The organism is Stenotrophomonas sp. 05L414_2 (genome assembly GCF_056397905.1).
Window position 1 is genome coordinate 1 of record NZ_JBFTOJ010000034.1, and the last position, 20,108, is coordinate 20,108.

General features: G+C 67.2%; 24 protein-coding genes. 12 read left to right on the forward strand and 12 right to left on the reverse strand.

Translation table 11 applies throughout. The features are described 5' to 3' along the window. The 5 genes from AC1DJN_RS06865 to AC1DJN_RS06885 all read left to right on the forward strand — a co-directional run. Positions 1–209, forward strand: a 209-nt coding sequence (locus AC1DJN_RS06865; protein ID WP_478039023.1) for a hypothetical protein, incomplete at its 5' end; no start/stop codon positions are given. A gap of 203 nt (positions 210–412) precedes the next feature. Further along, a complete protein-coding gene (locus tag AC1DJN_RS06870; protein WP_478039028.1) occupies positions 413–1,303 on the forward strand; it encodes a hydroxypyruvate isomerase family protein in 891 nt (296 codons plus the stop codon). 26 nt (positions 1,304–1,329) lie between these two features. Further along, positions 1,330–3,015, forward strand: a complete 1,686-nt coding sequence (locus AC1DJN_RS06875; RefSeq protein ID WP_478039024.1) for a GMC oxidoreductase — start codon at positions 1,330–1,332, stop codon at positions 3,013–3,015. Then, positions 3,015–3,590, forward strand: a complete 576-nt coding sequence (locus AC1DJN_RS06880) for a gluconate 2-dehydrogenase subunit 3 family protein (protein WP_032975889.1) — start codon at positions 3,015–3,017, stop codon at positions 3,588–3,590. The genes AC1DJN_RS06875 and AC1DJN_RS06880 overlap by 1 nt, the downstream gene beginning before the upstream one ends. Beyond that, complete coding sequence (locus tag AC1DJN_RS06885; RefSeq protein WP_282280691.1) at positions 3,575–4,348, forward strand: 3-keto-disaccharide hydrolase; 774 nt, start codon at positions 3,575–3,577, stop codon at positions 4,346–4,348. The genes AC1DJN_RS06880 and AC1DJN_RS06885 overlap by 16 nt, the downstream gene beginning before the upstream one ends. Before the next feature lie 10 nt (positions 4,349–4,358). On the opposite strand, the gene AC1DJN_RS06890 is transcribed toward AC1DJN_RS06885, so the two are convergent. From AC1DJN_RS06890 to AC1DJN_RS06910, 5 genes are read right to left on the reverse strand one after another with little or no spacing between them, the layout of a single operon-like run. Then, the gene (locus AC1DJN_RS06890; RefSeq protein ID WP_032951568.1) at positions 4,359–4,646 is read right to left on the reverse strand and encodes a c-type cytochrome; all 288 of its coding nucleotides are present in this window, start codon (positions 4,644–4,646) and stop codon (positions 4,359–4,361) included. A gap of 27 nt (positions 4,647–4,673) precedes the next feature. Further along, the gene (locus AC1DJN_RS06895) at positions 4,674–5,540 is read right to left on the reverse strand and encodes a sugar phosphate isomerase/epimerase family protein (RefSeq protein ID WP_282280692.1); all 867 of its coding nucleotides are present in this window, start codon (positions 5,538–5,540) and stop codon (positions 4,674–4,676) included. A 19-nt stretch (positions 5,541–5,559) separates the two neighbouring features. Then, positions 5,560–6,684: a Gfo/Idh/MocA family protein gene (locus AC1DJN_RS06900; RefSeq protein ID WP_032975890.1), complete on the reverse strand. Its 1,125-nt coding sequence runs from the start codon at positions 6,682–6,684 to the stop codon at positions 5,560–5,562. Positions 6,685–6,696: 12 nt separating this feature from the next. Continuing rightward, positions 6,697–7,914 carry a nucleoside permease gene (locus AC1DJN_RS06905; RefSeq protein WP_025873936.1) on the reverse strand — a complete coding sequence of 406 codons (1,218 nt, stop codon included), beginning with the start codon at positions 7,912–7,914 and terminating at the stop codon, positions 6,697–6,699. A 26-nt stretch (positions 7,915–7,940) separates the two neighbouring features. Beyond that, the gene (locus tag AC1DJN_RS06910) at positions 7,941–8,993 is read right to left on the reverse strand and encodes a sugar phosphate isomerase/epimerase family protein (RefSeq protein ID WP_140227580.1); all 1,053 of its coding nucleotides are present in this window, start codon (positions 8,991–8,993) and stop codon (positions 7,941–7,943) included. A gap of 95 nt (positions 8,994–9,088) precedes the next feature. On the opposite strand from AC1DJN_RS06910, the gene AC1DJN_RS06915 reads away from it, so the two are divergent. Beyond that, on the forward strand, positions 9,089–10,096 hold the full coding sequence (locus AC1DJN_RS06915; RefSeq protein WP_025873934.1) for a LacI family DNA-binding transcriptional regulator: 1,008 nt from the start codon (positions 9,089–9,091) through the stop codon (positions 10,094–10,096). A gap of 39 nt (positions 10,097–10,135) precedes the next feature. Here the strand turns inward: AC1DJN_RS06915 and AC1DJN_RS06920 are convergent, their stop codons facing one another. The 4 genes from AC1DJN_RS06920 to AC1DJN_RS06935 all read right to left on the reverse strand — a co-directional run bounded on the left by AC1DJN_RS06920 (position 10,136) and on the right by AC1DJN_RS06935 (position 12,605). Further along, a complete protein-coding gene (locus AC1DJN_RS06920) occupies positions 10,136–10,528 on the reverse strand; it encodes a DoxX family protein (protein WP_025873933.1) in 393 nt (130 codons plus the stop codon). Positions 10,529–10,716: 188 nt separating this feature from the next. Continuing rightward, complete coding sequence (gene arsB / locus AC1DJN_RS06925; RefSeq protein ID WP_032951566.1) at positions 10,717–11,739, reverse strand: ACR3 family arsenite efflux transporter; 1,023 nt, start codon at positions 11,737–11,739, stop codon at positions 10,717–10,719. A 14-nt stretch (positions 11,740–11,753) separates the two neighbouring features. Next, the gene (locus AC1DJN_RS06930) at positions 11,754–12,260 is read right to left on the reverse strand and encodes an arsenate reductase ArsC (protein ID WP_442251618.1); all 507 of its coding nucleotides are present in this window, start codon (positions 12,258–12,260) and stop codon (positions 11,754–11,756) included. A 15-nt stretch (positions 12,261–12,275) separates the two neighbouring features. Further along, complete coding sequence (locus AC1DJN_RS06935; protein WP_032975893.1) at positions 12,276–12,605, reverse strand: ArsR/SmtB family transcription factor; 330 nt, start codon at positions 12,603–12,605, stop codon at positions 12,276–12,278. A gap of 17 nt (positions 12,606–12,622) precedes the next feature. Here AC1DJN_RS06935 and arsH point away from each other — a divergent pair, with 17 nt between their 5' ends. From arsH to AC1DJN_RS06950, 3 genes are all read left to right on the forward strand, one after another. After that, the gene (gene arsH, locus AC1DJN_RS06940; protein ID WP_442251619.1) at positions 12,623–13,354 is read left to right on the forward strand and encodes an arsenical resistance protein ArsH; all 732 of its coding nucleotides are present in this window, start codon (positions 12,623–12,625) and stop codon (positions 13,352–13,354) included. Positions 13,355–13,453: 99 nt separating this feature from the next. Further along, positions 13,454–14,479, forward strand: coding sequence for an AI-2E family transporter (locus tag AC1DJN_RS06945; protein ID WP_032975895.1), 1,026 nt, complete (start codon positions 13,454–13,456; stop codon positions 14,477–14,479). A 55-nt stretch (positions 14,480–14,534) separates the two neighbouring features. Beyond that, positions 14,535–16,277 carry a GGDEF domain-containing protein gene (locus tag AC1DJN_RS06950; protein WP_478039025.1) on the forward strand — a complete coding sequence of 581 codons (1,743 nt, stop codon included), beginning with the start codon at positions 14,535–14,537 and terminating at the stop codon, positions 16,275–16,277. Positions 16,278–16,282: 5 nt separating this feature from the next. Here AC1DJN_RS06950 and AC1DJN_RS06955 read toward each other — a convergent pair whose 3' ends face one another. The 3 genes from AC1DJN_RS06955 to AC1DJN_RS06965 form a co-directional block, all read right to left on the reverse strand. After that, positions 16,283–16,789, reverse strand: a complete 507-nt coding sequence (locus AC1DJN_RS06955) for a PaaI family thioesterase (RefSeq protein ID WP_033830583.1) — start codon at positions 16,787–16,789, stop codon at positions 16,283–16,285. Positions 16,790–16,814: 25 nt separating this feature from the next. Next, positions 16,815–17,258: a hypothetical protein gene (locus tag AC1DJN_RS06960; RefSeq protein ID WP_033830584.1), complete on the reverse strand. Its 444-nt coding sequence runs from the start codon at positions 17,256–17,258 to the stop codon at positions 16,815–16,817. Between the two features lie 171 nt (positions 17,259–17,429). Beyond that, entirely contained in the window at positions 17,430–18,770 is a 1,341-nt protein-coding gene (locus AC1DJN_RS06965; RefSeq protein ID WP_478039026.1) for a retropepsin-like aspartic protease family protein, read from the reverse strand. A gap of 50 nt (positions 18,771–18,820) precedes the next feature. Here AC1DJN_RS06965 and AC1DJN_RS06970 point away from each other — a divergent pair, with 50 nt between their 5' ends. From AC1DJN_RS06970 to AC1DJN_RS06980, 3 genes are all read left to right on the forward strand, one after another. After that, positions 18,821–19,339, forward strand: a complete 519-nt coding sequence (locus AC1DJN_RS06970) for a hypothetical protein (RefSeq protein ID WP_312962960.1) — start codon at positions 18,821–18,823, stop codon at positions 19,337–19,339. 7 nt (positions 19,340–19,346) lie between these two features. Next, positions 19,347–19,586 (forward strand): helix-turn-helix domain-containing protein, encoded by a 240-nt coding sequence (locus tag AC1DJN_RS06975; protein ID WP_032975902.1) that lies wholly within the window; start codon positions 19,347–19,349, stop codon positions 19,584–19,586. Between the two features lie 75 nt (positions 19,587–19,661). Next, positions 19,662–20,105: a hypothetical protein gene (locus AC1DJN_RS06980; protein WP_312962963.1), complete on the forward strand. Its 444-nt coding sequence runs from the start codon at positions 19,662–19,664 to the stop codon at positions 20,103–20,105. The last annotated feature ends 3 nt before the right edge of the window (positions 20,106–20,108 follow it).

A 20,108-nucleotide genomic window follows, 5' to 3' on the forward strand; every position in this document is an offset into this window, starting at 1 on the left:
GCTACTACCTGGCATGGTGGAGCCTGGTTCACTTCCTGATGGAAGGCGACGACCAGGCCCATCGTCGGCAAGCTCTGCTGCTTCTGCACCGACGCGGAGATCCAGCGGCCTTCCAGCAGCTGATCGGCAGCTACGCGGAATTCGAACCGCGCTGGCATCAACACCTGCGCGCCTTGGCCCGGTCCCAGGGCAAGCGGGAACTGCACTGAGCTTCACGCGCGTTCGCTTCCCCGCAGCGCTGCACACCTTGGCCGCTCAGCTGCGATGCCGGAATCGGGCTTGCCGTGGTGCCTCGCAGCATTGATTTTCGTGCACCGCGACTTGCAAACAGACAATTTCCTCCCCTATGGTGCAATCGATTGCATTGCCGTAAATCGTTGCGTTTGATACCGGTTGGGAGGCCGGCAGGTGGATKTCCATCCATTCGATCAGACCGGCCCCGGGCCTCACGCGGCGCGATGCGCTGCGCATGGCGGCCGCTGCGAGCCTTGGCTTGGGGGCGGCGGGCGTTCTGCCTGCGTTTGCCGCCACGGCGCCGCTCAAGGGCAACCTGAAGCATTCCGTGGCCCGCTGGACCTTCCCGCAGCTGTCGGTCGCCCAGCTCTGCCAGACGGTGAAGGGCATCGGTTTTGCCGCCATTGACCTGGTGGGCCCGGAGGATTGGCCCACGCTGAAGGTCCACGGCGTATACAGCTCGATGTGCAACGGCGCGGAGCTGGGCCTTACCAAGGGCTTTGCCGGCCGTGAGTTCCACGATCAGCTGGTGGAGCGCTACACGCGGCATATCGACCTGGTGGCCGATGCCGGTTACCGCAACCTCATCTGCTTTTCCGGCAACCGCAACGGGATGGACCCGCAGGAGGGCATGGCCAATGCCGAGGCCGGCCTCAAGCGCATCCTCGGGCATGCCGAGAAACGTGGCGTGGTGCTGGTGATGGAGCTGCTGAACTCCAGGGTCGATCATCGCGACTACCTGTGCGACCACTCCGCCTGGGGCGTGGAGCTGTGCCRRCGGMTCGGCTCGGAYMACTTCGGCCTGYTRTACGACATCTAYCACATGCAGATCATGGAGGGCGACATCATCGCCACCATCGGCAGGCACCACGCCTGTTTCAAGCATTACCACACCGCGGGCGTGCCGGGCAGGCACGAGATCGGGGACCAGCAGGAACTCAATTACCCCGCCATCTGTCGCGCGATCCGCGACACCGGTTTCGATGGGTATCTGGCGCAGGAATTCATGCCTGTGGCACCGGATCCCGTCGGTTCGCTGCGCGAGGCCATCCGCCTCTGCGACGTCTGAAACGATATCCACCAGGTGAGAGATCCATGGCAGACAATCATTACGACGCCATTGTTGTTGGCTCGGGAATCAGTGGCGGTTGGGCGGCGAAGGAACTGACCGAGAAGGGCCTGAAGGTCCTGATGCTGGAACGCGGACGCAACATCGAGCACGTCAAGGACTACGTCAACGCGATGAAGGAGCCGTGGGATTTCCCGCATCGCAACCGGCCTACACAGGCGATGAAGGCGGCCTTCCCGGTGCTGATGCGCGACTACGCGCTGGCCGAGAACCTGCAGGGCATGTGGGCCGACGAACAGGAATCGCCGTACATCGAGACCAAACGATTCGACTGGTTCCGCGGCTACCACGTGGGTGGCCGTTCGCTGATGTGGGGCCGTCAGAGCTATCGCTTCTCCGATCTGGATTTTGAGGCGAACCTGAAGGACGGCATCGCCACCGACTGGCCGATCCGCTACGCCGACATCGCATCCTGGTACGACCATGTGGAGAAATTCGCCGGCATCGCCGGTACGCGCGAAGGGCTGGACGTGCTGCCGGACGGCGAGTTCCTGCCGCCGATCCCGTTGAACATCGTCGAAAAGGACGTGGCCGCGCGGATCAGGAAGGCCTTCGGAGGAACCCGGCACATGATCCACTCGCGCACGGCGAACATCACCAAGCCGATGCCCGAGCAGGGCCGCGTCAACTGCCAGTACCGCAACAAGTGCATCCTCGGCTGTCCCTTCGGTGCCTATTTCTCCACCCAGGCGGCGACACTGCCGGCGGCGATGAAGACCGGCAACCTGACCTTGCGGCCGTTCTCCATCGTCAAGGAAGTGCTCTACGACAAGGACCGCAAGCGGGCGCGGGGCGTGGAGATCATCGACGCAGAGACCGGCCAGACCTACCAGTACACGGCCAAGGTCATCTTCCTCAACGCCTCCTCCTTCAACTCGACCTGGCTGCTGATGAACTCGGCCACCGATGTGTGGGAGGGTGGGCTGGGCTCTTCGTCCGGTGAGCTGGGACACAACGTGATGGACCATCATTTCGGCGCGGGTGCCTCCGGCCGGGTCGAAGGCTTCGAGGACAAGTACTACTTCGGCCGTCGTCCCTGCGGCTTCTACATTCCCCGCTTCCGCAACGTGGCCGCTGACAAGCGCGGCTACCTGCGCGGCTTCGGCTACCAGGGCGGTGCCAGCCGCACGGGGTGGTCGCGCGAGATTGCCGAGCTGAACATCGGCGCCGACCTGAAGGAGGCGCTGACCGTGCCCGGTGACTGGCGCATCGGCATGACCGGCTTCGGCGAAATGCTGCCGCACCACGACAACACGATCCGCCTGGACCGGGACCGCAAGGACAAGTGGGGTCTGCCGGTGCTGGCGATGGATGTATCCATGCGCGCCAACGAACTGGCCATGCGCAAGGACATGGCCGCCGATGCCGCCGAGATGCTCGAGGCCGCCGGCGTCAAGGAAGTGGAGATGCACGACAACGACTACGCCCCGGGCAAGGGCATCCATGAGATGGGGACCGCGCGCATGGGCCGTGACYGCAGGACGTCCGTGCTGAACCAGCACAACCAGGTCTGGGATGCGCCCAACGTCTATGTGACCGACGGTGCCTGCATGACCTCCAGCGCGTGCGTGAATCCTTCGCTGACCTACATGGCGCTGACCGCGCGGGCTGCCGACCACGCCGTGCGCGAACTGAAAGCGGGGAACCTCTGATGGACCGCCGCGAACTGCTGAAGATGATCGTCGCCGCCACCGGCGCGGCGATGATCGGCCTGCCCGCGCTCGGTCAGGCACAGGCTCCCGCCGCAGGGGCGAAGACGCGCTTCTCGGACGCGGATGTCGGCACGCTGGACGAGATCGCCGAGACCATCCTGCCGCGGACGAAAACGCCGGGGGCGAAAGACGCAGGCGCCGGTGCGTTCATGGCGACGTTCGTCAGCGACTGCTACACCGCCCGGCAGCAGGCGACATTCCGCGCTGGCCTCGCCGATATCGACAAACGCGCCGGCGGCCGCTTCGTTTCACTTGCGCCGCAGGCCCGCACTGAACTGCTGCGCGCGCTGGATGCAGAGGCCAGGAAGCACGCGGTCGAGGTGACCGAAACCGGCACCGCCGAAGCAGGAGAGCCGATGCCGCATTACTTCACGATGTTCAAGCAGCTCACCATCTTCGGTTTCTTTACCTCCAAGGTTGGCGCGACCGAAGTGCTGCGTTACGTCGCCGTGCCGGGCCGCTACGACGGCGAGCTGGCCTATGTTCCCGGCACGCCCGCATGGGGGACCAGCTGATGGATCACGCCATGAAGATCGCGCCGCTATTGATCGCCGCCGGCGTGCTCGCCGCTGCACCGGCGTTCGCGCAGGCCAACACCGATCCTGCGCGCGACCCGGCGAAGACCGAGGTGTGGACGCCCGTGCCTGCAACCGTGGCCACGCCGCCGGGCAAGGCGCCGTCCGACGCCATCGTGCTGTTCGATGGCAAGGATGCCTCCGCCTGGGAGTCGGAGCAGGGCGGGCGTGTGCCCTGGACCGTCGCCGACGGCGCCATGACCATCGTGCCGGGCAGCAAGGGCATCCGCACCAAGCAGCGCTTCTGCGACATCCAGCTGCATGTCGAGTGGCGCACACCTGTCGAGACCAAGGGTTTCGACGGCCAGAACCGGGGCAACAGCGGCATCTTCCTGCAGGAACTCTATGAGCTGCAGGTGCTGGACAGCTACAACAACCCGACCTATGCCAACGGTCAGGCCGGCTCCATCTACAAGCAGGCCATGCCGCTGGTGAACGCCTCGCGTGCACCGGGGCAGTGGCAGGCCTACGACATCCTCTGGAAGGCGCCGCGCTTCTCAGTGGGCGGTGGGCTTGTGTCGCCTGCGCGCATCACCGTCCTGCACAACGGCGTGCTGGTGCAGGACGACACCGTGCTGGCGGGCAGGACCGAGTACATCGGCCCGCCCTCGTATTCACCGCATGCGTGCGCGCCGATCCATCTGCAGGAGCACGACGCCAAAGTCAGCTACCGCAACATCTGGGTGCGCGAGCTGTAACGCTGGCGGCCTATTTCGCCAGATAACTGGTGATGTCGTCGATCTCCTGTTGCGACAGCTGGGAGAACGGCGGCATCAGTCCGCCGCCCTTCCTGATCTTGTCCTTGATCTGCGCGGCATCCAGGCGCTTGCCGATGTCGGTGAGCGCGGGGAATGCGCCCGGCATGCCGGCGCGATCGGCACCATGGCAGGCCGTGCAGTTCGCTGTGTAGAGCTTTGCGCCGGCTGCAGGGTCGTCCTTGGACCATGCCGTGGTTGCCAGCATCGCCGCACAGAGAATCACAGCCACTTTCAGCATCGTTTTCAATCAGGACTCCTTCGCGTACTAGCGCTGCGCGCTGGCTGGCAGGCGGGGGGACAGGTGTTCACGCAGGTAGTCCGCGCCGGTCTGGATGACCTTGGCCGGATCACGTGGCTGGTCGTGCTCGAGGATGTACCAGTGCACGCCGGCCGCTGCGGCGGCTGGCAGGATCGCGCGCCAGTCCAGCACACCCTGGCCGACGGCAGCGAAGCCGCCCTCGTCTTCGGCCTGGCCCTCGGCTGCATTGTCCTTGGCGTGCACCGCGAACAGGCGGCCGCGGAACTTGCCGAGCATCACCGCCGGGTCCAGGCCCGCACGCGCGACCCAGGCCAGGTCCAGCTCGGTCTGCAGGTCCGGTCCGGCCGCTGCGAACAGCAGTTCCAGGCCGGTCCGGCCATTGAAGTCGACCAGTTCGAAGTCATGGTTGTGGTAGGCCAGGCGCATGCCCTTGGCCCGTACCTGCTTGGCGATCGCGCCCAGTTCCTTGCCCAGCGCGGTCCAGCCTGCGGCATCGGTCGGCCGATCCTTCGCGTCCAGGTAAGGCACCACCAGGGTGGTGTTGCCGATCGACCGGTTGAAGGCCACCACGCCGTCCAGGTCCTTGCGCAGCTCGGCCAGTTGCACGTGGGAGGAAATCGCCCTGATCGAATACCGGTCCAGCAACTGCTTGAGTTCGGCCGCGCTGACGCCCTGCGTGCCCACCGTTTCCACCGCATCCACGCCGGCGTCGTGGACGATCTTCAACTGCTGGTCGAGCGGGCCGGCGTTGCGCAGTGAGTACATCTGCACGGCGATGGGCTTGTGCGGGCTGACGGCTTCGTGTGCCAGGACGGGCAGGGCAGCGAACAGCAGCAGGGCGAGGGTGGCAGTTCTGCGGGCAGGCGTGTTCATCATGAGATGCTCCCGGGGTTCAACCGATGGCGGTCCAGGCACGGGTCCTGGCCGAGGTGATGACGCGGTCGACGATCAGCGCCGAGCGCACGCCGTCTTCGAAGGTGGGCAGGCCATCCGGTCGCTCGCCTTCGATGGCGCGGTAGGTGTCGGCGACGAATGCCTCGAAGCAGTGGCCGTAGCCCTGCGCGTGCCCGGCCGGCAACAGCGACAGCCGGCGCTGTTCGGCACTGCCGGCGCCCGGCCCGCGCACGAATACTTCCTCGCGCTGGTCGGGCTTGCCGATCCACAGGCGCTCGGCATCTTCCTGGTTGAACGCCACGCTGGCCCTGGCACCATCAATCTCGAACCAGAGGCGGTTGTGGCGTCCGGCCGATACCTGGCTGACCGTCAACGATGCCAGCGTCCCGGCGCCGGTACGGAACATCGCCGCGGCCACGTCCTCGCTGGTGACCGCCTGCATCGCGCCACCGGCCGCTGCTGTGGTGAAGCTCTGCCCGGTGTCGGTGCTGCGTTCGGCGATCACCGTGTCGAACGCCGCGCTGACCTCGGTGAAGCGCTCGCCGCTGACCCATTCCACCAGGTCACACCAGTGCGAGCCGATGTCGGCGAACACGCGCGAGGCGCCGCCCAGCGCCGGGTCCACGCGCCAGTTGTTGCTGGCCGGGTCCAGCAGCCAGTCCTGCAGGTAGCTGCCGTGGATGAGGTGCAACGGCCCCAGTTCGCCATGGGCGATGCGTGCGCGCGCCTCGCGGACCACCGGGTGGTAGCGGTAGACGAAGGGCACCGTGGCGACCAGCGCGTTGGCGGTAGCCAACGCCGCCAGCGCCCGGGCGTCTTCCAGCGTAGTGGCCAGCGGCTTCTCGCAGACCACGTGCTTGCCGGCTTCCAGTGCGGCCTGTGCCATGGGGCGGTGCAGGTGGTTGGGCGTGCATACGTGCACGACCTGCACCTGTGGATCGGCGACCACCTCCTCGATGTCCCGATAGGCACGCGGGACACCCCACGCCTGCGCCACGTCGCGTGCGCGCTGCGGAGAAGAGGCGGCCACGCCACGGATGTCGGCACCCGCCAGCAGCGCCGCGCGACGGTGCACGGCACCGATCATTCCTGTGCCGACGATGGCGATTCCAGGCTTTGGCATCAGTTAGGGTCCTCAGGGCGTGGAAGGTGCGGCCGCAACCACTGGCCGGTCGCGGAAAAGCAGCAGGAAGGCGATCAGCACGAGCAGCGCGACCCCTGCCGGGAACAGCCAGATCTGCTGCCAGTCCGGACCGGCTGCAGTGGTGAAGTGCTCCACCACCGCGCCGGACAGGAACGTGCCGATCAGCATGCCCACGCCATACGTGGCCAGGGTGATGAATCCCTGCGCGCTGCTGCGCGCGGCCGGCCCGGCATGCGCATCGGTGTAGATCTGGCCGGTGACGAAGAAGAAGTCGTAGCAGATGCCGTGCAGCACGATGCCGATCACCAGCAGCGAGAAGCCGCCGCCCGCATCGCCAAAGGCGAACATGACGTAACGCACGACCCATGCGGCCATGCCCACCGCCAGCATCGTCTTCACCCCCAGCCGCACGAACAGGAACGGCATGGCCAGCATCAGCAGGACTTCGGAGACCTGTCCCAGCGACTGCAGGCCCGCCGCGCCGCGCACGCCCAGATCGTTGAGATACGGGTTGGTGAAGTTGTAGTAGAACGCCAGCGGGATGCAGATCGCGATGGACGCAAGGAAGAACACCAGGTACGAGCGTGACTTCAGCAGGCGCAGCGAATCCAGCCCCAGGATCTGTCCCAGGCCGGCGTCGCGCTGCTGTGCCAGCGGYGGGGTGTGCGGCAGGGTGAACGCATACAGGCCCAGCGCCAGCGACGCCATCGCCGCCATCCGGAAGGTCAGCTCGAGCCGGTGCGCCTGTTCCCAGCCCAGCCAGCCGATCAGCACGCCTGCCACGATCCAGCCGACGCTGCCGGCCACCCGCACCAGCGGGAACTGTTTCTCGGGCGACTGCATGTGCCGCATCGCCACGCTGTTGGCCAGTGCCAGCGTCGGCATGAACAGCAGCATGTAGCCCATGACGCAGGCGGAGAACATGCTGAAGCTGGTTGCGGTGGACGCCAGCCACATCAGTACTGCGCCAGCCAGGTGCAGGACCGCAAGGATGCGCTGCGCCGCGAAGTAGCGGTCAGCGATCAAGCCAACCAGGAAAGGCGCGACGATGGCACCGATGGACTGGCTGAGGAAGGCCGTCGCCACCTGGCTTGCGCTGGCCTGCAGCGGGCCCTGCACCAGATAGGTTCCCAGGGTGACGAACCATGCCCCCCAGATGAAGAACTGCAGAAACATCATCGCGCCCAAGCGCGACATGGTGTGCGTCATGGCTTGCCCTCCCAGGCAGTGATGTCTCAGATCCCGAGCATGCGGCGCAGTGATCCGGGATCGGTGCCGCTGTCGGCAAAGTCGTCGAAGGCGCGTTCGGTCACGCGGATGATGTGGTCGCGGATGAAGGTGGCTCCTTCCCGTGCACCGTCTTCCGGGTGCTTCAGGCAGCACTCCCATTCCAGCACTGCCCAGCCGGGGAAGTCGTACTGGGCGAATTTCGAGAAGATCGCCTTGAAGTCGATCTGCCCATCGCCGAGTGATCGGAATCGGCCCGGACGATCGATCCAGTCCTGGTAGCCGCCATACACGCCACTACTGGCACTGGAGTGATATTCCGCGTCCTTGACGTGGAAGATGCTGATGCGATCGTGGTAACGGTCGATGAAGCCGAGGTAGTCCATCTGCTGCAGCAGCAGGTGGCTGGGGTCGTACAGGATTTTCGCGCGGGGATGGTGGTCCACCACGTCGAGGAAGCGCTCGAAGGTCGCGCCGTCATGCAGGTCCTCGCCGGGATGGATCTCGAAGCACAGGTCCACGCCGCAGGCGTCAAAGGCATCCAGGATCGGGCGCCAGCGTCGGCCGAGTTCGGCGAAGGCTTCGTCCACCAGCCCGGGTGGCCGCTGCGGCCAGGGATAGAAGTAAGGCCAGGCCAGTGCGCCGGAGAATGTGGCATGCGCGGTCAGCCCCAGGCGTTGGCTGGCCTTGGCGGCCAGCAGCAGCTGCTGCACCGCCCAGGCCTGGCGGGCGGCCGGATCGCCACGCTTGTCCGGCGGCGCGAATCCGTCGAACAGGCTGTCATAGGCCGGATGGACGGCAACCAGCTGCCCCTGCAGGTGGGTGGACAGCTCGGTGATCTGCAGGCCATGTCCGCCCAGCATGCCGCTGACATCGTCGCAGTACGCCTGGCTGCGCGCCGCCTCGGCCAGATCGAACAGGTGGGGCGCGCTGGTCGGCACTTGTACGCCAGAATAGCCCAGCCCCGCGGCCCATCCGGCCAGCGTGTCCAGCCGATCAAAGGGTGGTGTGTCGCCGATGAACTGCGCCAGGAACAGCGCTGGACCCTTGAGCGTCTTCACGTTGATTCGCCCTCGATGCAATCGATTGCATTATCCTAGCAGGGGCATTCGAAAGACCCGTTGTGCACTGCACAGCGAAAGGAAGAGGTAGCGCCATGGCCACCATCTACGACATCGCAAGGCACGTCGGCGTCTCCGCAGGCACGGTGTCGCGAGCGCTTTCCCGGCCGGACAAAGTGCTGCCGGCTACTCGCGCGCGCATCGAGCAGGCCGCTGCTGCGCTGGGCTACGTGCCCAACACGGTGGCCAGGACACTCAAGACCCAGCGCAGCGGCAAGATCCTGGTCACCGTGCCGGACATCGCCAACCCGTTCTTCGCGCAGATCCTGCAGGGCGCGGAGGATGCGGCGCAGGCCGTTGGCTACGCCGTACTGCTGGGCGACACCCAGAACCTGCCCGAGCGCGAGGAGCGCTACGCGCAGATGCTCCGGCGCAACGAGGCCGATGGTCTGATCGTGCTGGGGCATCGCCTGCCGCCGACGGCGCGCGAAATTGTCCAGCAACGAGGTACCGCTGCACCGGTGGTCAATGGATGCGAATTCGATCCCGCGCTGGGCATCCCCAGCGTCCACATCGACAACGCGGCCGCCGCGCGCGCTGTGATGGAGCACCTGTACGGACTGGGGCACGAGCGGATCGCTGTGGTGGGCGGACCGCCCGACAATCCCCTGCACACGCAACGGCTGGAAGGCGTGCGCGCCGCCGGCAGGGCGCGTGGCCGCCTGCGCCACCTCAGCGTCGTGCCGGGTGACTTTTCCGTGGAGTCCGGCCATGCGGCCGCGATGGCGCTGCTGCCGCCCGCAACCGCACCCACCGCGATCTTCTGCTTCAGCGACCAGATGGCGCTGGGTGCGCTGGCAGCCTGCCGTGACCTGGGCATCCGCGTGCCGGATGACGTCTCCATCGTCGGCTTCGACGACCTGGCGTCATCGCGTTACCTCACGCCTCCGTTGACGACCATCAGGCAACCGATGCGGGAGATCGGTGAGCGCGCGGTCAACCTGCTGCTCGCCATCATCGAACAGGTCGATGTACCGCTTCAGCAGACGCTGGATTTCAGCGTGATGCTGCGGGGTTCGACGGCCCCGCCCAAGGGTCGCTGAGGCAAGGGCAGGGCGGCGGGATGCCGCGCTTTGCCCGGCTCAGGGCTTGCCGCGCCTGGCGTCCACGCTGAAGCGGCCAGGCCCGCTGCAGGCCAGCAGCAGGAAGCCGCCGGCGATGGCCAGATTTTTCAGGAACATGATCTGCTGCACCGGGTCGGCGAGCTGGTGGTGGAAGATGAAGGCCGTGACCAGGCTGAAGGCGGCCAGCACCGCGGCTACTGCCCGGGTCTGGAAACCGAGCAGGATGCACAGGGCCGTGCCGATCTCGAACAGGATGGTCGGCCACAACAGGATGCCGGGAAGACCCATCGCCGCCATGTAGCCCTGTGTTGCCGCCGGGTCGGACAGCTTGCCCAGGCCCGATACCAGGAACAGCAGCATCAGCAATACGCGGGCGGCCAGCTTCGCAAGGGAGTGAAGTGATGTGTCCACGGCAACGTCCTCAGGGTGGGCAGGGCGGGGGATGATCAACAACCATGCAGGGCGGTATGCCCTTGCCCCAACCGACCGGGCGCTGCAGCAGGAGCTCCTGTCCGGCCATCGAATCCCATCACGGGTGAAGTGGATGTTGAGAGCGATGGCGTCGGCAGCCTGGGCGACCTGCGCGGTGCGTGCTTGCCTCAGCGCCGCTCGTACCAACCGCGCGATGCATTGACGATGCGCACCACCGACAGCATCACCGGTACTTCGATCAGCACGCCGACCACGGTCGCCAGCGCCGCGCCGGAATGCACGCCGAACAGGCCCACGGCGGTGGCCACGGCCAGTTCGAAGAAGTTGCTGGCGCCGATCAGCGCCGAGGGACCGGCCACGCAGTGGGCAACACCCAGGCGCCGGTTGAGCAGGTAGGCCAGCCCGGAGTTGAAGTAGACCTGGATCAGGATCGGCACCGCCAGGATGGCGATGACCAGCGGCTGCCGAACGATCTGCTCGCCCTGGAAGCCGAACAGCAGTACCAGCGTCAGCAGCAGGGCCAGCAGCGAGACCGGGCCCAGCGTGCGCAGCGCGGACTGCAGGCCAGCCTGGCCGCGACGGGCCAGCATCCAGCGCCGCAGCAGTGCGGCCACCAGCACCGGTGCGATGATGTACAGCGACACCGACAGCAGCAGCGTGTCCCATGGCACGCTGATCGCCGACAGGCCCAGCAGCAGCGCTACCACCGGTGCATAGGCCACCACCATGATCGCGTCGTTCAACGCCACCTGGCTGAGGGTGAAATTGGCATCGCCGCGGCACAGGTTGCTCCACACGAAGACCATCGCGGTGCAGGGCGCTGCTGCCAGCAGGATCAGCCCGGCGATGTAGCTGTCGATCTGCGCGGCGGGCAGCGCGTCGGCGAACACGTGGCGCAGGAAGAACCAGCCCAGCAACGCCATCGAGAAAGGCTTGACTGCCCAGTTGATGAACAGCGTTACGCCGATGCCTTTCCAGTGCTGGCCGAGCTGGCGCATCGCACTGAAATCGACCCGCAGCAGCATCGGGATGATCATCAGCCAGATCAGCACCGCGATGGGCAGGTTGACCTTGGCCACCTCTGCCGACGCCAGCGCAGCGAAAGGCTGCGGCAGCGCGTGGCCAAGCAGGGTGCCGGCCACGATGCACAGCGCCACCCACAGGGTCAGGTAACGCTCGAACAATCCCATCGGTGCCGGTGCGCTCACGCCTGGCCGTCCCCGGGCTGCACGAAACCCATGCGATCCAGCGCATCTTTCAACGGCCCGCGGTCGGACCATGTGTCTGCGGGCAATGCCAGCAGGGCCAGCAACCGTGCCTTGACGATGGCGTGGGCCTGCGCGAACGCAGCCGCCTTGTCCTCCGCGCTGCCATCAACGGCGGCCGGATCAGGCAGGCCCCAGTGCGCGCGCACGAAATCGCCGAACACCACCGGGCATGCCTCGGCGGCCGCGGCATCGCAGACCGTGATCACCAGGTCCATCGGCGCGCCGCCGGCGAACTCGTCCCACGATTTGCTGCGCAGGCCTGCCGTTGCAATGCCCTCGGCCTGCAATTGCGCAAGTGCGAACGGATTGACCTCGCCGGTGGGCTGGCTGCCGGCGCTGAAGACCTCGAAGCGATGACCGGCCCACGCCCGCAGCGTGGCTTCGGCAAGGACGCTGCGGGCGGAATTGCCCGTGCACAGGAACAGGACGCGTTGGGTGGTCACGAAGCAGATCTCCGGTCAGCAGGCGCAATCAGGGGAGGTGGGGCTGCAGGCAGGATCGGGCGAGCCTGCGCAGCAGTTGTGGGTGAGGTAGTCGATCAGGCCGGTCATCGCGCTGAAGTTGGCGCGGTAGCAGACATTGCGGCCCTGGCTCTCGCTCTCGACCAGCCCGGCCTGCAGCAGCTCCTTCAGGTGGAAGCTGAGCGTGGCCGGCGGCACCTGCAGGGCGGCGGCGATGTCACCGGCCATGCGTCCGGCCGGGCCGGCTTCGACCAGCAGCCGGAACGCGGCCAGGCGGGTGGCATGGCCCAGGGCGGTAAGGGCGGTGATTGCATTCTTCGTTTCCATATTTCTAGAATAGTCGAATGAATGAATCCATCGCAAGCGCCACCCTTCCGAATCTGGTCGAAGCCTCGCTTCCCCAGCCCGACCCGACCCTGCTGGGCGCCGGCCGCGCACACCCGCCGCGGATCCTGCTGCTGTATGGCTCGCTGCGCCCGCAGTCGTTCAGCCGCAAGCTGGCGCTGGAGGCCGAGCGCCTGCTGCGCCACCTCGGCTGCGAGACCCGGGTGTTCGATCCGCATGCGTTGCCCATGCTCGACAGCGTCGGCGCCGATCACCCTGAAGTGCAGCGCCTGCGCGCGTGGTCGCACTGGTCCGAAGGCCAGGTCTGGATCAGCCCGGAGCGCCACGGCACGGTCACCGGCGTGTTCAAGAACCAGATCGACTGGCTGCCGCTGGAAGACGGCAGCGTGCGCCCGACGCAGGGCAGGGCGCTGGCGGTGATGCAGGTCAGTGGCGGTTCGCAGTCGTTCAACACGGTCAACACGCTGCGCGTGCTGGGGCGGTGGATGCGCATGCTGACCATCCCCAACCAGTCTTCGGTGGCCAAGGCATGGCAGGAGTTCGACGAGAACGGGCGGATGAAACCCTCGGCGTACTACGACCGGGTGGTGGATGTGATGGAGGAACTGGTCAAGTTCACCCTGCTCACGCAGGGTCGTGCGGACTACCTGGTGGATCGCTACAGCGAGCGCAAGGGTGATCGGGAGGCGGCCGCATTGGCGCGTGCGGCAGGGGCAGTGGCCGCACGTTGATGGCACGCTGATGGCACGCGGCGGCCGCAGGGACGCGCGCATGCGCGGGCGCATCACCTCAATCCACTACCATGGGCCACCCCACCAGGATGTGCCCCGATGTCCCTCGTCATCCCGACCCTGCCCAGGCCTCCCGCCGCACGCATCGCCGCCTGGCTGATGATGCTGCTGGGCATGTGGCTGGCACTGAAGCTTGGCCTGGTGGTGACCCTGCTGTCGGGGCTGCTGGTGTTCCAGCTGACCCATGTGCTGGCCTCCACCGTGGAAGGCAAGCTGCGTCCCGGCCGGGCGCGGGCGATCGCGGTGATCGTGCTGTCGGCGGTGATCATCAGCGTGCTGGTGCTGGCCGGTATCGGCGTGGCCTCGTTCTTCCGCAACGAGACCGGTGGCCCGGACGTGCTGCTGGCGCGGTTGATGGACATCCTCAACACCTCGCGCCACCAGGTGCCGGCCCTGCTGCAGCCCTACATTCCCGAGGATCTGACGGCGCTGCGCGCCGCCGTGAACGAATGGGCCGCCGAGCACCAGCGCCAGCTGGGCGTGGCCGGCACATCGGTGGTGCAGGTGGGCGTGCGGGTGCTGATCGGCATGGTGCTGGGCGCGATGATCGCGCTGTACGACGAACTGCCGCTGCCGAAGATGGGCCCGCTGGCGCAGGAACTGATCGGCCGCACCAGCCGCCTGGCCACCGCGTTCCGCCAGGTGGTGTTCGCGCAGGTGAAGATCTCGCTGCTCAACACCGTGTTCACCGCCATCTTCCTGCTGGGCGTGCTGCCGTTGTTCGGCGTGCACCTGCCGTTGTCGAAGACGCTGGTGCTGATCACCTTCCTGGCGGGCCTGCTGCCGGTGGTGGGCAACATCATCTCCAACACCATCATCGCCATCGTCGCGCTGTCGGTGTCGTTCTACGTGGCCGTGGCTGCGCTGCTGTACCTGGTGGTGATCCACAAACTGGAGTACTTCCTCAACGCCCGCATCGTCGGCGGCGAGATCCAGGCGCGCGCCTGGGAGCTGCTGCTGGCCATGCTGGTGATGGAGGCGGCCTTCGGCCTGCCCGGGCTGGTAGCCGCGCCGGTGTTCTACGCCTACGTGAAGCGCGAACTGGTGGACCAGCGCTGGATCTGACCCGCCTTCACCCGGGCAGAGCGCTACACTGATCCGCACGCCAGGGGACACATCGATGGGCCGCAGGGCATCGCCAAACGGACTGCAGACCTGGCTCTGGATCCTCGGTGGCCTGTTCGTGCTGTGCACGCTGCCGCTGATGGCCATCGCGCTGGTGCAGGGCACGCAGCGCTACACCGAAGCCGAGGCCAACCTGGTCAGCCTGCAGCAACTGCGGCAGACCTTCGAACTGGCCAATCTGGTGTCGGCCGAGCGTGGACCGGCCAACAGCCTGCTCGGCGCAGACAGCACCGATGTGCAGGAGCAGCGCCGACTGGCCGCGCAGTTGGCGGTCGCACGGCAGCGGGTGGACGCAGCGACGCAGCACCTGCAGAGCGTGTTCCAGAACGACCCGCGGGTGGTGGACGAAACACCGCGCCTGCACGAAGCGCGGCGCCGGTTGCAGACTGCGCGCGCCGCGGTCGACCGGGTGGCCGCGCTGCCAAGAGGCGAACGCTCGGCAGAGGAGGTGGAGCACGCGATCAACAACATGTTCGCGGTGTATGACCGGCTGCAGGTGCTGACCTCGGTGCAGATCAGCGATCTGGTCGCGGCTGATCGCGAAGCCGCGATTCCTGCCATGCAGGGGCAGATCCTGATCGACCTGCGCGAGCACGGTGGCCGCTTGGCATCCAACGTGATGGCGCCGCTGGYCGTGCCCGGCGCGTGGCGGGAGTCGCAGGTACGCGCTGCGCAGCAGACCGAGGGCCGCCTGCTGGAGCTGTGGCGGTTGGCCGCCAGCCATGAATCGGTGTTCCGCAGCGAGCCGGCGCTGTCCCTGCACTGGGACATGGCGCGCCGGCAGTTCTTCGGCCAGTCGCTGCCGATGGTGGAACAGCTGATCGACGATGGCCAGCGCGGCGTACCGCCACCCTGGACGGCGGCCGAGTTCACCGCGCGCTACGTGCCCACCCTGCAATCGCTGGAAGCGCTGCGTGATGGCTACCTCGGCGTTTCGATCGCGCGCTTCCAGCACACCCGCAACAAGGAAGCGGTACGCCTGGCCGTGCTGGGCGCCACCGTGCTGGGTACGCTGCTGCTGCTTGCGCTGGCACTGCGCATCGCCCACGTGCAGATCCTGCGGCCGTTGCTGCAGGCGCAGGCGCAGGTGATCCAGATCGCCTCGGACACGCCGGGTGCAGAGCAGCATGCCACCCACCCGATGGCGGAAATGCAGCGCCTGTTCGATGCCATCGAGGTACTGCGGGCGAAGTCGCACCAGCGCTCGGCATTGACCCGTGAGCTGCGCGAGCTGGCCGATACCGATCAGCTGACCGGCCTGTTGAACCGGCGCTCGCTGGAGGAACGGGTACGACAGCGGCGTGCCGAGGGAAGCACGCAGGCGGTGGTGATTCTGCTGGACGTGGACCATTTCAAGGCGATCAACGATGGCCAGGGGCACGCGGCCGGCGATGACGTGCTGGTGCAGGTGGCGCAGTTGCTGCGCAGCCATCTGCGCCGCAACGACAGCATCGCCCGTTATGGCGGCGAGGAATTCCTGGTGCTGCTGGCCGATGGTGATCTGGCCAGTGGCCGGCGGTTGGCCGAGTCGCTGCGGGTGGCATTGCGTGCGCACGACATCGTGCTGGGCAGCCGTGACATCCTGCGGGTCACGGCCAGCTTCGGTGTTGCCCAGGGCGCGCTTGATCCGATTGGCTGGCACGCGCTGGTGCGCGCCGCCGACGCCGCCATGTACGAGGCCAAGGCGCTGGGCCGCGACCGGGTGCAGGTGGCGGGCAGCGGACGCGCCGCGCGCTGATCGGGTCAGCCATTGTCCGCCTGCGCCCTGCGCAGGATGTGGCCGACCATGTGCCGGGCCACGGTGCTGGGCACCGGCAGTCCGCGCCAGCGCATCGCCCCCACGCGGAACGTGGCGCTGGCCGTGGCCAGCAAGCGGCCGCTGGGCGAGGTCAGGCGCCCGCGGGTGAAGATGATGCTGCCCTTGCTGTGCTCGATCTGCCCCCAGCCGATGATGCGCCCGGGACGGGCGGGACTGACGAAACTGGTCTTCGATTCGACCGTTACCGCCAACCGGTTGGGCGGCAGCGTTGCGTAGATCGCCGGGCCCATGCAGTCATCCAGCATCGCCGACAGGAAGCCGCCCTGGATGTTGCCCATCGGGTTGGTCAGGGCTGTGCTGGCATCGAACTCGACATTGATCTGGTCCTGTGCGGGATCGTGGCTGATGAAACGCCACCCCAGCAACAGGCCGGCCTTGGACGGAGGAAGGTCGCCGTTGATCACGCTGTACAGCAGGGACTGGGGATTCATGCGGGAAACCTCGGTGTGGGGGAGGTCAGGCAGGTTGCAGCAGCGACAGCAGGGCCAGCAGGAATCCGATGCAGCACAGCGCGACCACGGCCGCACCGGCAGAGACCGGCGTCCTGGCACCCGTGCGCTTTCGCACGCCGGATGCGACCGCGACCGGTGGCAACGTGGCCAGCAGACAGAACAGCTGGAAGGCGACCAGCTGTGGCAGCGCGAAGTGACCACCGAAAAAGATCAGCCAGGCCAGCATCACCCCTGCGCCGGCCAGCGCGATCCAGCCCGCGCCGACCACCTTGATCAATGCCATCAGCAGCACCTGCATGCGCGGTGGGACGCCGCCCCAGGCCAGCCCGACCGCTTCACCGTGGTAGGGCATGAACTCCGAGCGTTTCAGGTAGGCGGCCGCGAACAGCGCGACGATGAAAAAGGCCAGAAGGTAGCTGCCGAACGCGAGCGAGGCGAACAGGTCCATGTGCCATCCATGCCGATGCCGAGAGGGAGCCGATGGACAGGGCAGGCGCTGCATCCCCTGGCTGGCACATGGCCGTGCGATTCTTGAACGGCGCCCTGTTAGCCGCGTGTCGCGCCGATCACGGCCCTTTCTGCATCCGGAATTAACGCGCGCAGCGTGTTGCGTGCTGCATCACAACGGTGTTGTGACCGACGTTGCGGCTTCACGCGTGCTGATGCCTTCCAGCTCCAGCCGCATGTGATCGAAATCGAGGGTCCAGGCCGGGAAGGCGGCCAGTACATCCCAGCCGAGCACACCCTGGTTGCGCACGCTCACCTCGGTTGGATCCTGCAGGGTGACCGCCAGCGACGGCAGCATCGCGCGCTGCCCGCCGATCTGCACCGTCACCTGTGGCCACTGTGCCACTGCGCGTTCGCTGCTGCCGCCGGCGCCGGCCAGGCGCTGGCGCGTTACCGCCAGGTCCWTCAGCATCTGCGGATGTGCGCGGGCGAAATGGGCCGACAGGGACGAGCTGCTGGCACCGCTGTCCAGGTGCATGGGCACCTCGATGCCGCCGATGCGTGCGTCGACGAACAGATCGCTGCCCGCCAGCGCCAGGTTGCGGGGCAGGTCGGCCGCGCCGGCACCCGGTTGCGGTTGCAGCTGGCCATCGCCGCCGAAGCGGACCCGGCCCATCGCGCGCAGCACCGGGAAGCCGATGATCGCGTCGATGTGGTAGCCGCCGGGCACCGGCATGTCCAGCTGTGCATCGTCCAGCACCAGGAACACCACATTGCGCAGGTCCAGCCCGGCCAACTGCAGGCGGTCGGCGATGGCCACGCGGGTGGCTACGGTGCGCCGGCTCGAACTGCCCACCGCGGCCTCGTCGCCGATCTGCAGGCCGAGCCGTTGCGCAGTGCTGGCCGAGATCACCGACAGATTGGCGCCGGTATCGAGCACCGATTCCTGCGCACGGCCGTTGATGAGCACCGATGCGCGCGGCAGGCCGACCTTGTCGCGCGCGAATGCCGTGGGCGCAGGCGTGAACTGCTGCACGCGCTGCGGCGGCGCGCTTGCCAGTGCAGCGGCCAGTGTCGCCAGGGTCTGGCTGCCCTCCACTGCATCGCGGTCGGCAGGGCAGCGTTCGAACACGCGCAGGGATGCCTGCGCCGCGGCTGCGGCGCGCGCGTAGTCGGCCGCAGCGAAAGCCGCATCGGCGATGACCCGCTGCGCCAGCGCGGTATCGCAGGTGCCACCGCCGCGCTGGGCAATGAAGGCCTCGGCCAGGCTGATCGCCTGCCGCTCATGCAGTTGCGCCGCTGCCTGCCGTGCCTGTGCCAGCAACGGCCACGGCGCGGGCAGCACGGCCGAGGCATCGGCCAACGCAGACAGGTTGCCGTCGGCCGCCTCCCGCAGGCGCTCCCGCGCATCATCGGCGGAGAGCGGGCCCGCCCAGCAGGGCAGGGACATCAGCAGGCAGAGCGCTGCCACCGACATGGCGCGGGCGCGCGGCAGCTTGGAATGTGCAGTCATCCGAAGTATCCTGTAGATGGATAAAAACTTTCTGTAAAACAGAAATTACTATGCGCGAATCAGAAAAATCAAGACGTCTCGTCCAGGCCGCGCGCCGGCTGCGCTGGGTGGCGTGGGCCGGCGTGCTGCTGGCGCCGCTGTTGACCGCGGCAGCGCTGGCCAATACGTGGCTGGGCAGCACCGCGCCGGTGCAGGCGGAAATGGATGCGGGTGGGTTGCCGCTGGCCTGGGCCGGTACGCTGGCGCTGGCGCAGGCGGCACTGGTGGCCGCAGCGTTGTGGCAGCTGGCGCAGCTGCTGGGCCAGGTCCGCATCGAGCGCCTCTTCCCCCTGCAGGGCAGCCGCCGCTTCGGCCGTTTTGCCGGTCTGCTGCTGCTGGCGGTGCTGGTCAACGGCGTGCTGGCGCCGCTGCTGGGCGCACTGCTGTCGGCCAGCGCGCACGGCCAGCTGCGCCTGTCCATCGACGGTGCCGACCTGCTGGCCGTGCTGGTGACCCTGGTACTGTGGCTGGTGGCCCGCTTCCTCGATGCCGCAGCGCGGTACGAGGACGACCATCATTCGATCATCTGAGGCGCCGATGGGAAGCATCGTCATCCGCCTCGATGTCATGCTGGCGCTGCGCAAGGTGCGCTCGCGCGAGCTGGCGCAGCATGTGGGCATCACCGAATCGAACCTGTCGCTGCTCAAGTCCGGGCGCGTGCGCGGCGTGCGCTTCGACACGCTGGCGCGGATCTGCGAGTACCTGCAGTGTCAGCCCGGAGACCTGCTGGTCTACGACCCGGACGCCGAGGGCGATGCCCCCGGCGATGAAGAATGAGCGCGCGGCGCATGTTCATCGGTGGCGCACGCGCTGCTGCCTAGACTGGCCACTCGCCCGTCCCAGGAGTACGCCATGACCCTGCGTTCCGTTGTGACTGCCACGCTGCTGGCGGGCCTGTTCGCTGGCTGCGCCAGCAGCACACCGCGGCCCGATCCGGGCGCCGATGCGCCGCGTCATCCGTCGATCGCCGCTGATGCCAGCCCGGTGCCTGCCTTCACCGGCGGGGGCGCCGGCTGGTCCATCGAGATCGCCTCCACCGGCAAGGGCAACCACGATGCCACGCTCACTGTTGCTGGCCGCAGCAGCGCTGGAACGCTGCGCTACCTCGGCCAGCCGGCCGGTGCGCCCAGTTCGTTGACGGTACTCAACGGTGAGCTGGGCACGCAGCCCACCATCGTCGAGATCAAGCGCGAGCCCTGCCGCAACGCCGAAGGCGTGGATACGTCGGCCAGCGTGCAGGTGACTGTCGAGGGCCAACCACAACGCCGCGGCTGCGGCTTCCTGGCCGTGTACTGACTG

Excerpts from the sequence above, each read along its gene's own strand:
- AC1DJN_RS06885 (WP_282280691.1), top strand. The coding sequence starts at position 3,575 with ATGGGGGACCAGCTGATGGATCACGCCATGAAGATCGCGCCGCTATTG.
- AC1DJN_RS06935 (WP_032975893.1), bottom strand. The coding sequence starts at position 12,605 with ATGGAAACGAAGAATGCAATCACCGCCCTTACCGCCCTGGGCCATGCC.
- arsH (WP_442251619.1), top strand. The coding sequence starts at position 12,623 with ATGAATGAATCCATCGCAAGCGCCACCCTTCCGAATCTGGTCGAAGCC.
- AC1DJN_RS06900 (WP_032975890.1), bottom strand. The coding sequence starts at position 6,684 with ATGCCAAAGCCTGGAATCGCCATCGTCGGCACAGGAATGATCGGTGCC.
- AC1DJN_RS06890 (WP_032951568.1), bottom strand. The coding sequence starts at position 4,646 with ATGCTGAAAGTGGCTGTGATTCTCTGTGCGGCGATGCTGGCAACCACG.
- AC1DJN_RS06980 (WP_312962963.1), top strand. The coding sequence starts at position 19,662 with ATGACCCTGCGTTCCGTTGTGACTGCCACGCTGCTGGCGGGCCTGTTC.
- AC1DJN_RS06960 (WP_033830584.1), bottom strand. The coding sequence starts at position 17,258 with ATGGACCTGTTCGCCTCGCTCGCGTTCGGCAGCTACCTTCTGGCCTTT.
- AC1DJN_RS06915 (WP_025873934.1), top strand. The coding sequence starts at position 9,089 with ATGGCCACCATCTACGACATCGCAAGGCACGTCGGCGTCTCCGCAGGC.
- AC1DJN_RS06945 (WP_032975895.1), top strand. The coding sequence starts at position 13,454 with ATGTCCCTCGTCATCCCGACCCTGCCCAGGCCTCCCGCCGCACGCATC.
- AC1DJN_RS06955 (WP_033830583.1), bottom strand. The coding sequence starts at position 16,789 with ATGAATCCCCAGTCCCTGCTGTACAGCGTGATCAACGGCGACCTTCCT.
- AC1DJN_RS06880 (WP_032975889.1), top strand. The coding sequence starts at position 3,015 with ATGGACCGCCGCGAACTGCTGAAGATGATCGTCGCCGCCACCGGCGCG.
- arsB (WP_032951566.1), bottom strand. The coding sequence starts at position 11,739 with ATGGGATTGTTCGAGCGTTACCTGACCCTGTGGGTGGCGCTGTGCATC.
- AC1DJN_RS06970 (WP_312962960.1), top strand. The coding sequence starts at position 18,821 with ATGCGCGAATCAGAAAAATCAAGACGTCTCGTCCAGGCCGCGCGCCGG.
- AC1DJN_RS06895 (WP_282280692.1), bottom strand. The coding sequence starts at position 5,540 with ATGAACACGCCTGCCCGCAGAACTGCCACCCTCGCCCTGCTGCTGTTC.
- AC1DJN_RS06975 (WP_032975902.1), top strand. The coding sequence starts at position 19,347 with ATGGGAAGCATCGTCATCCGCCTCGATGTCATGCTGGCGCTGCGCAAG.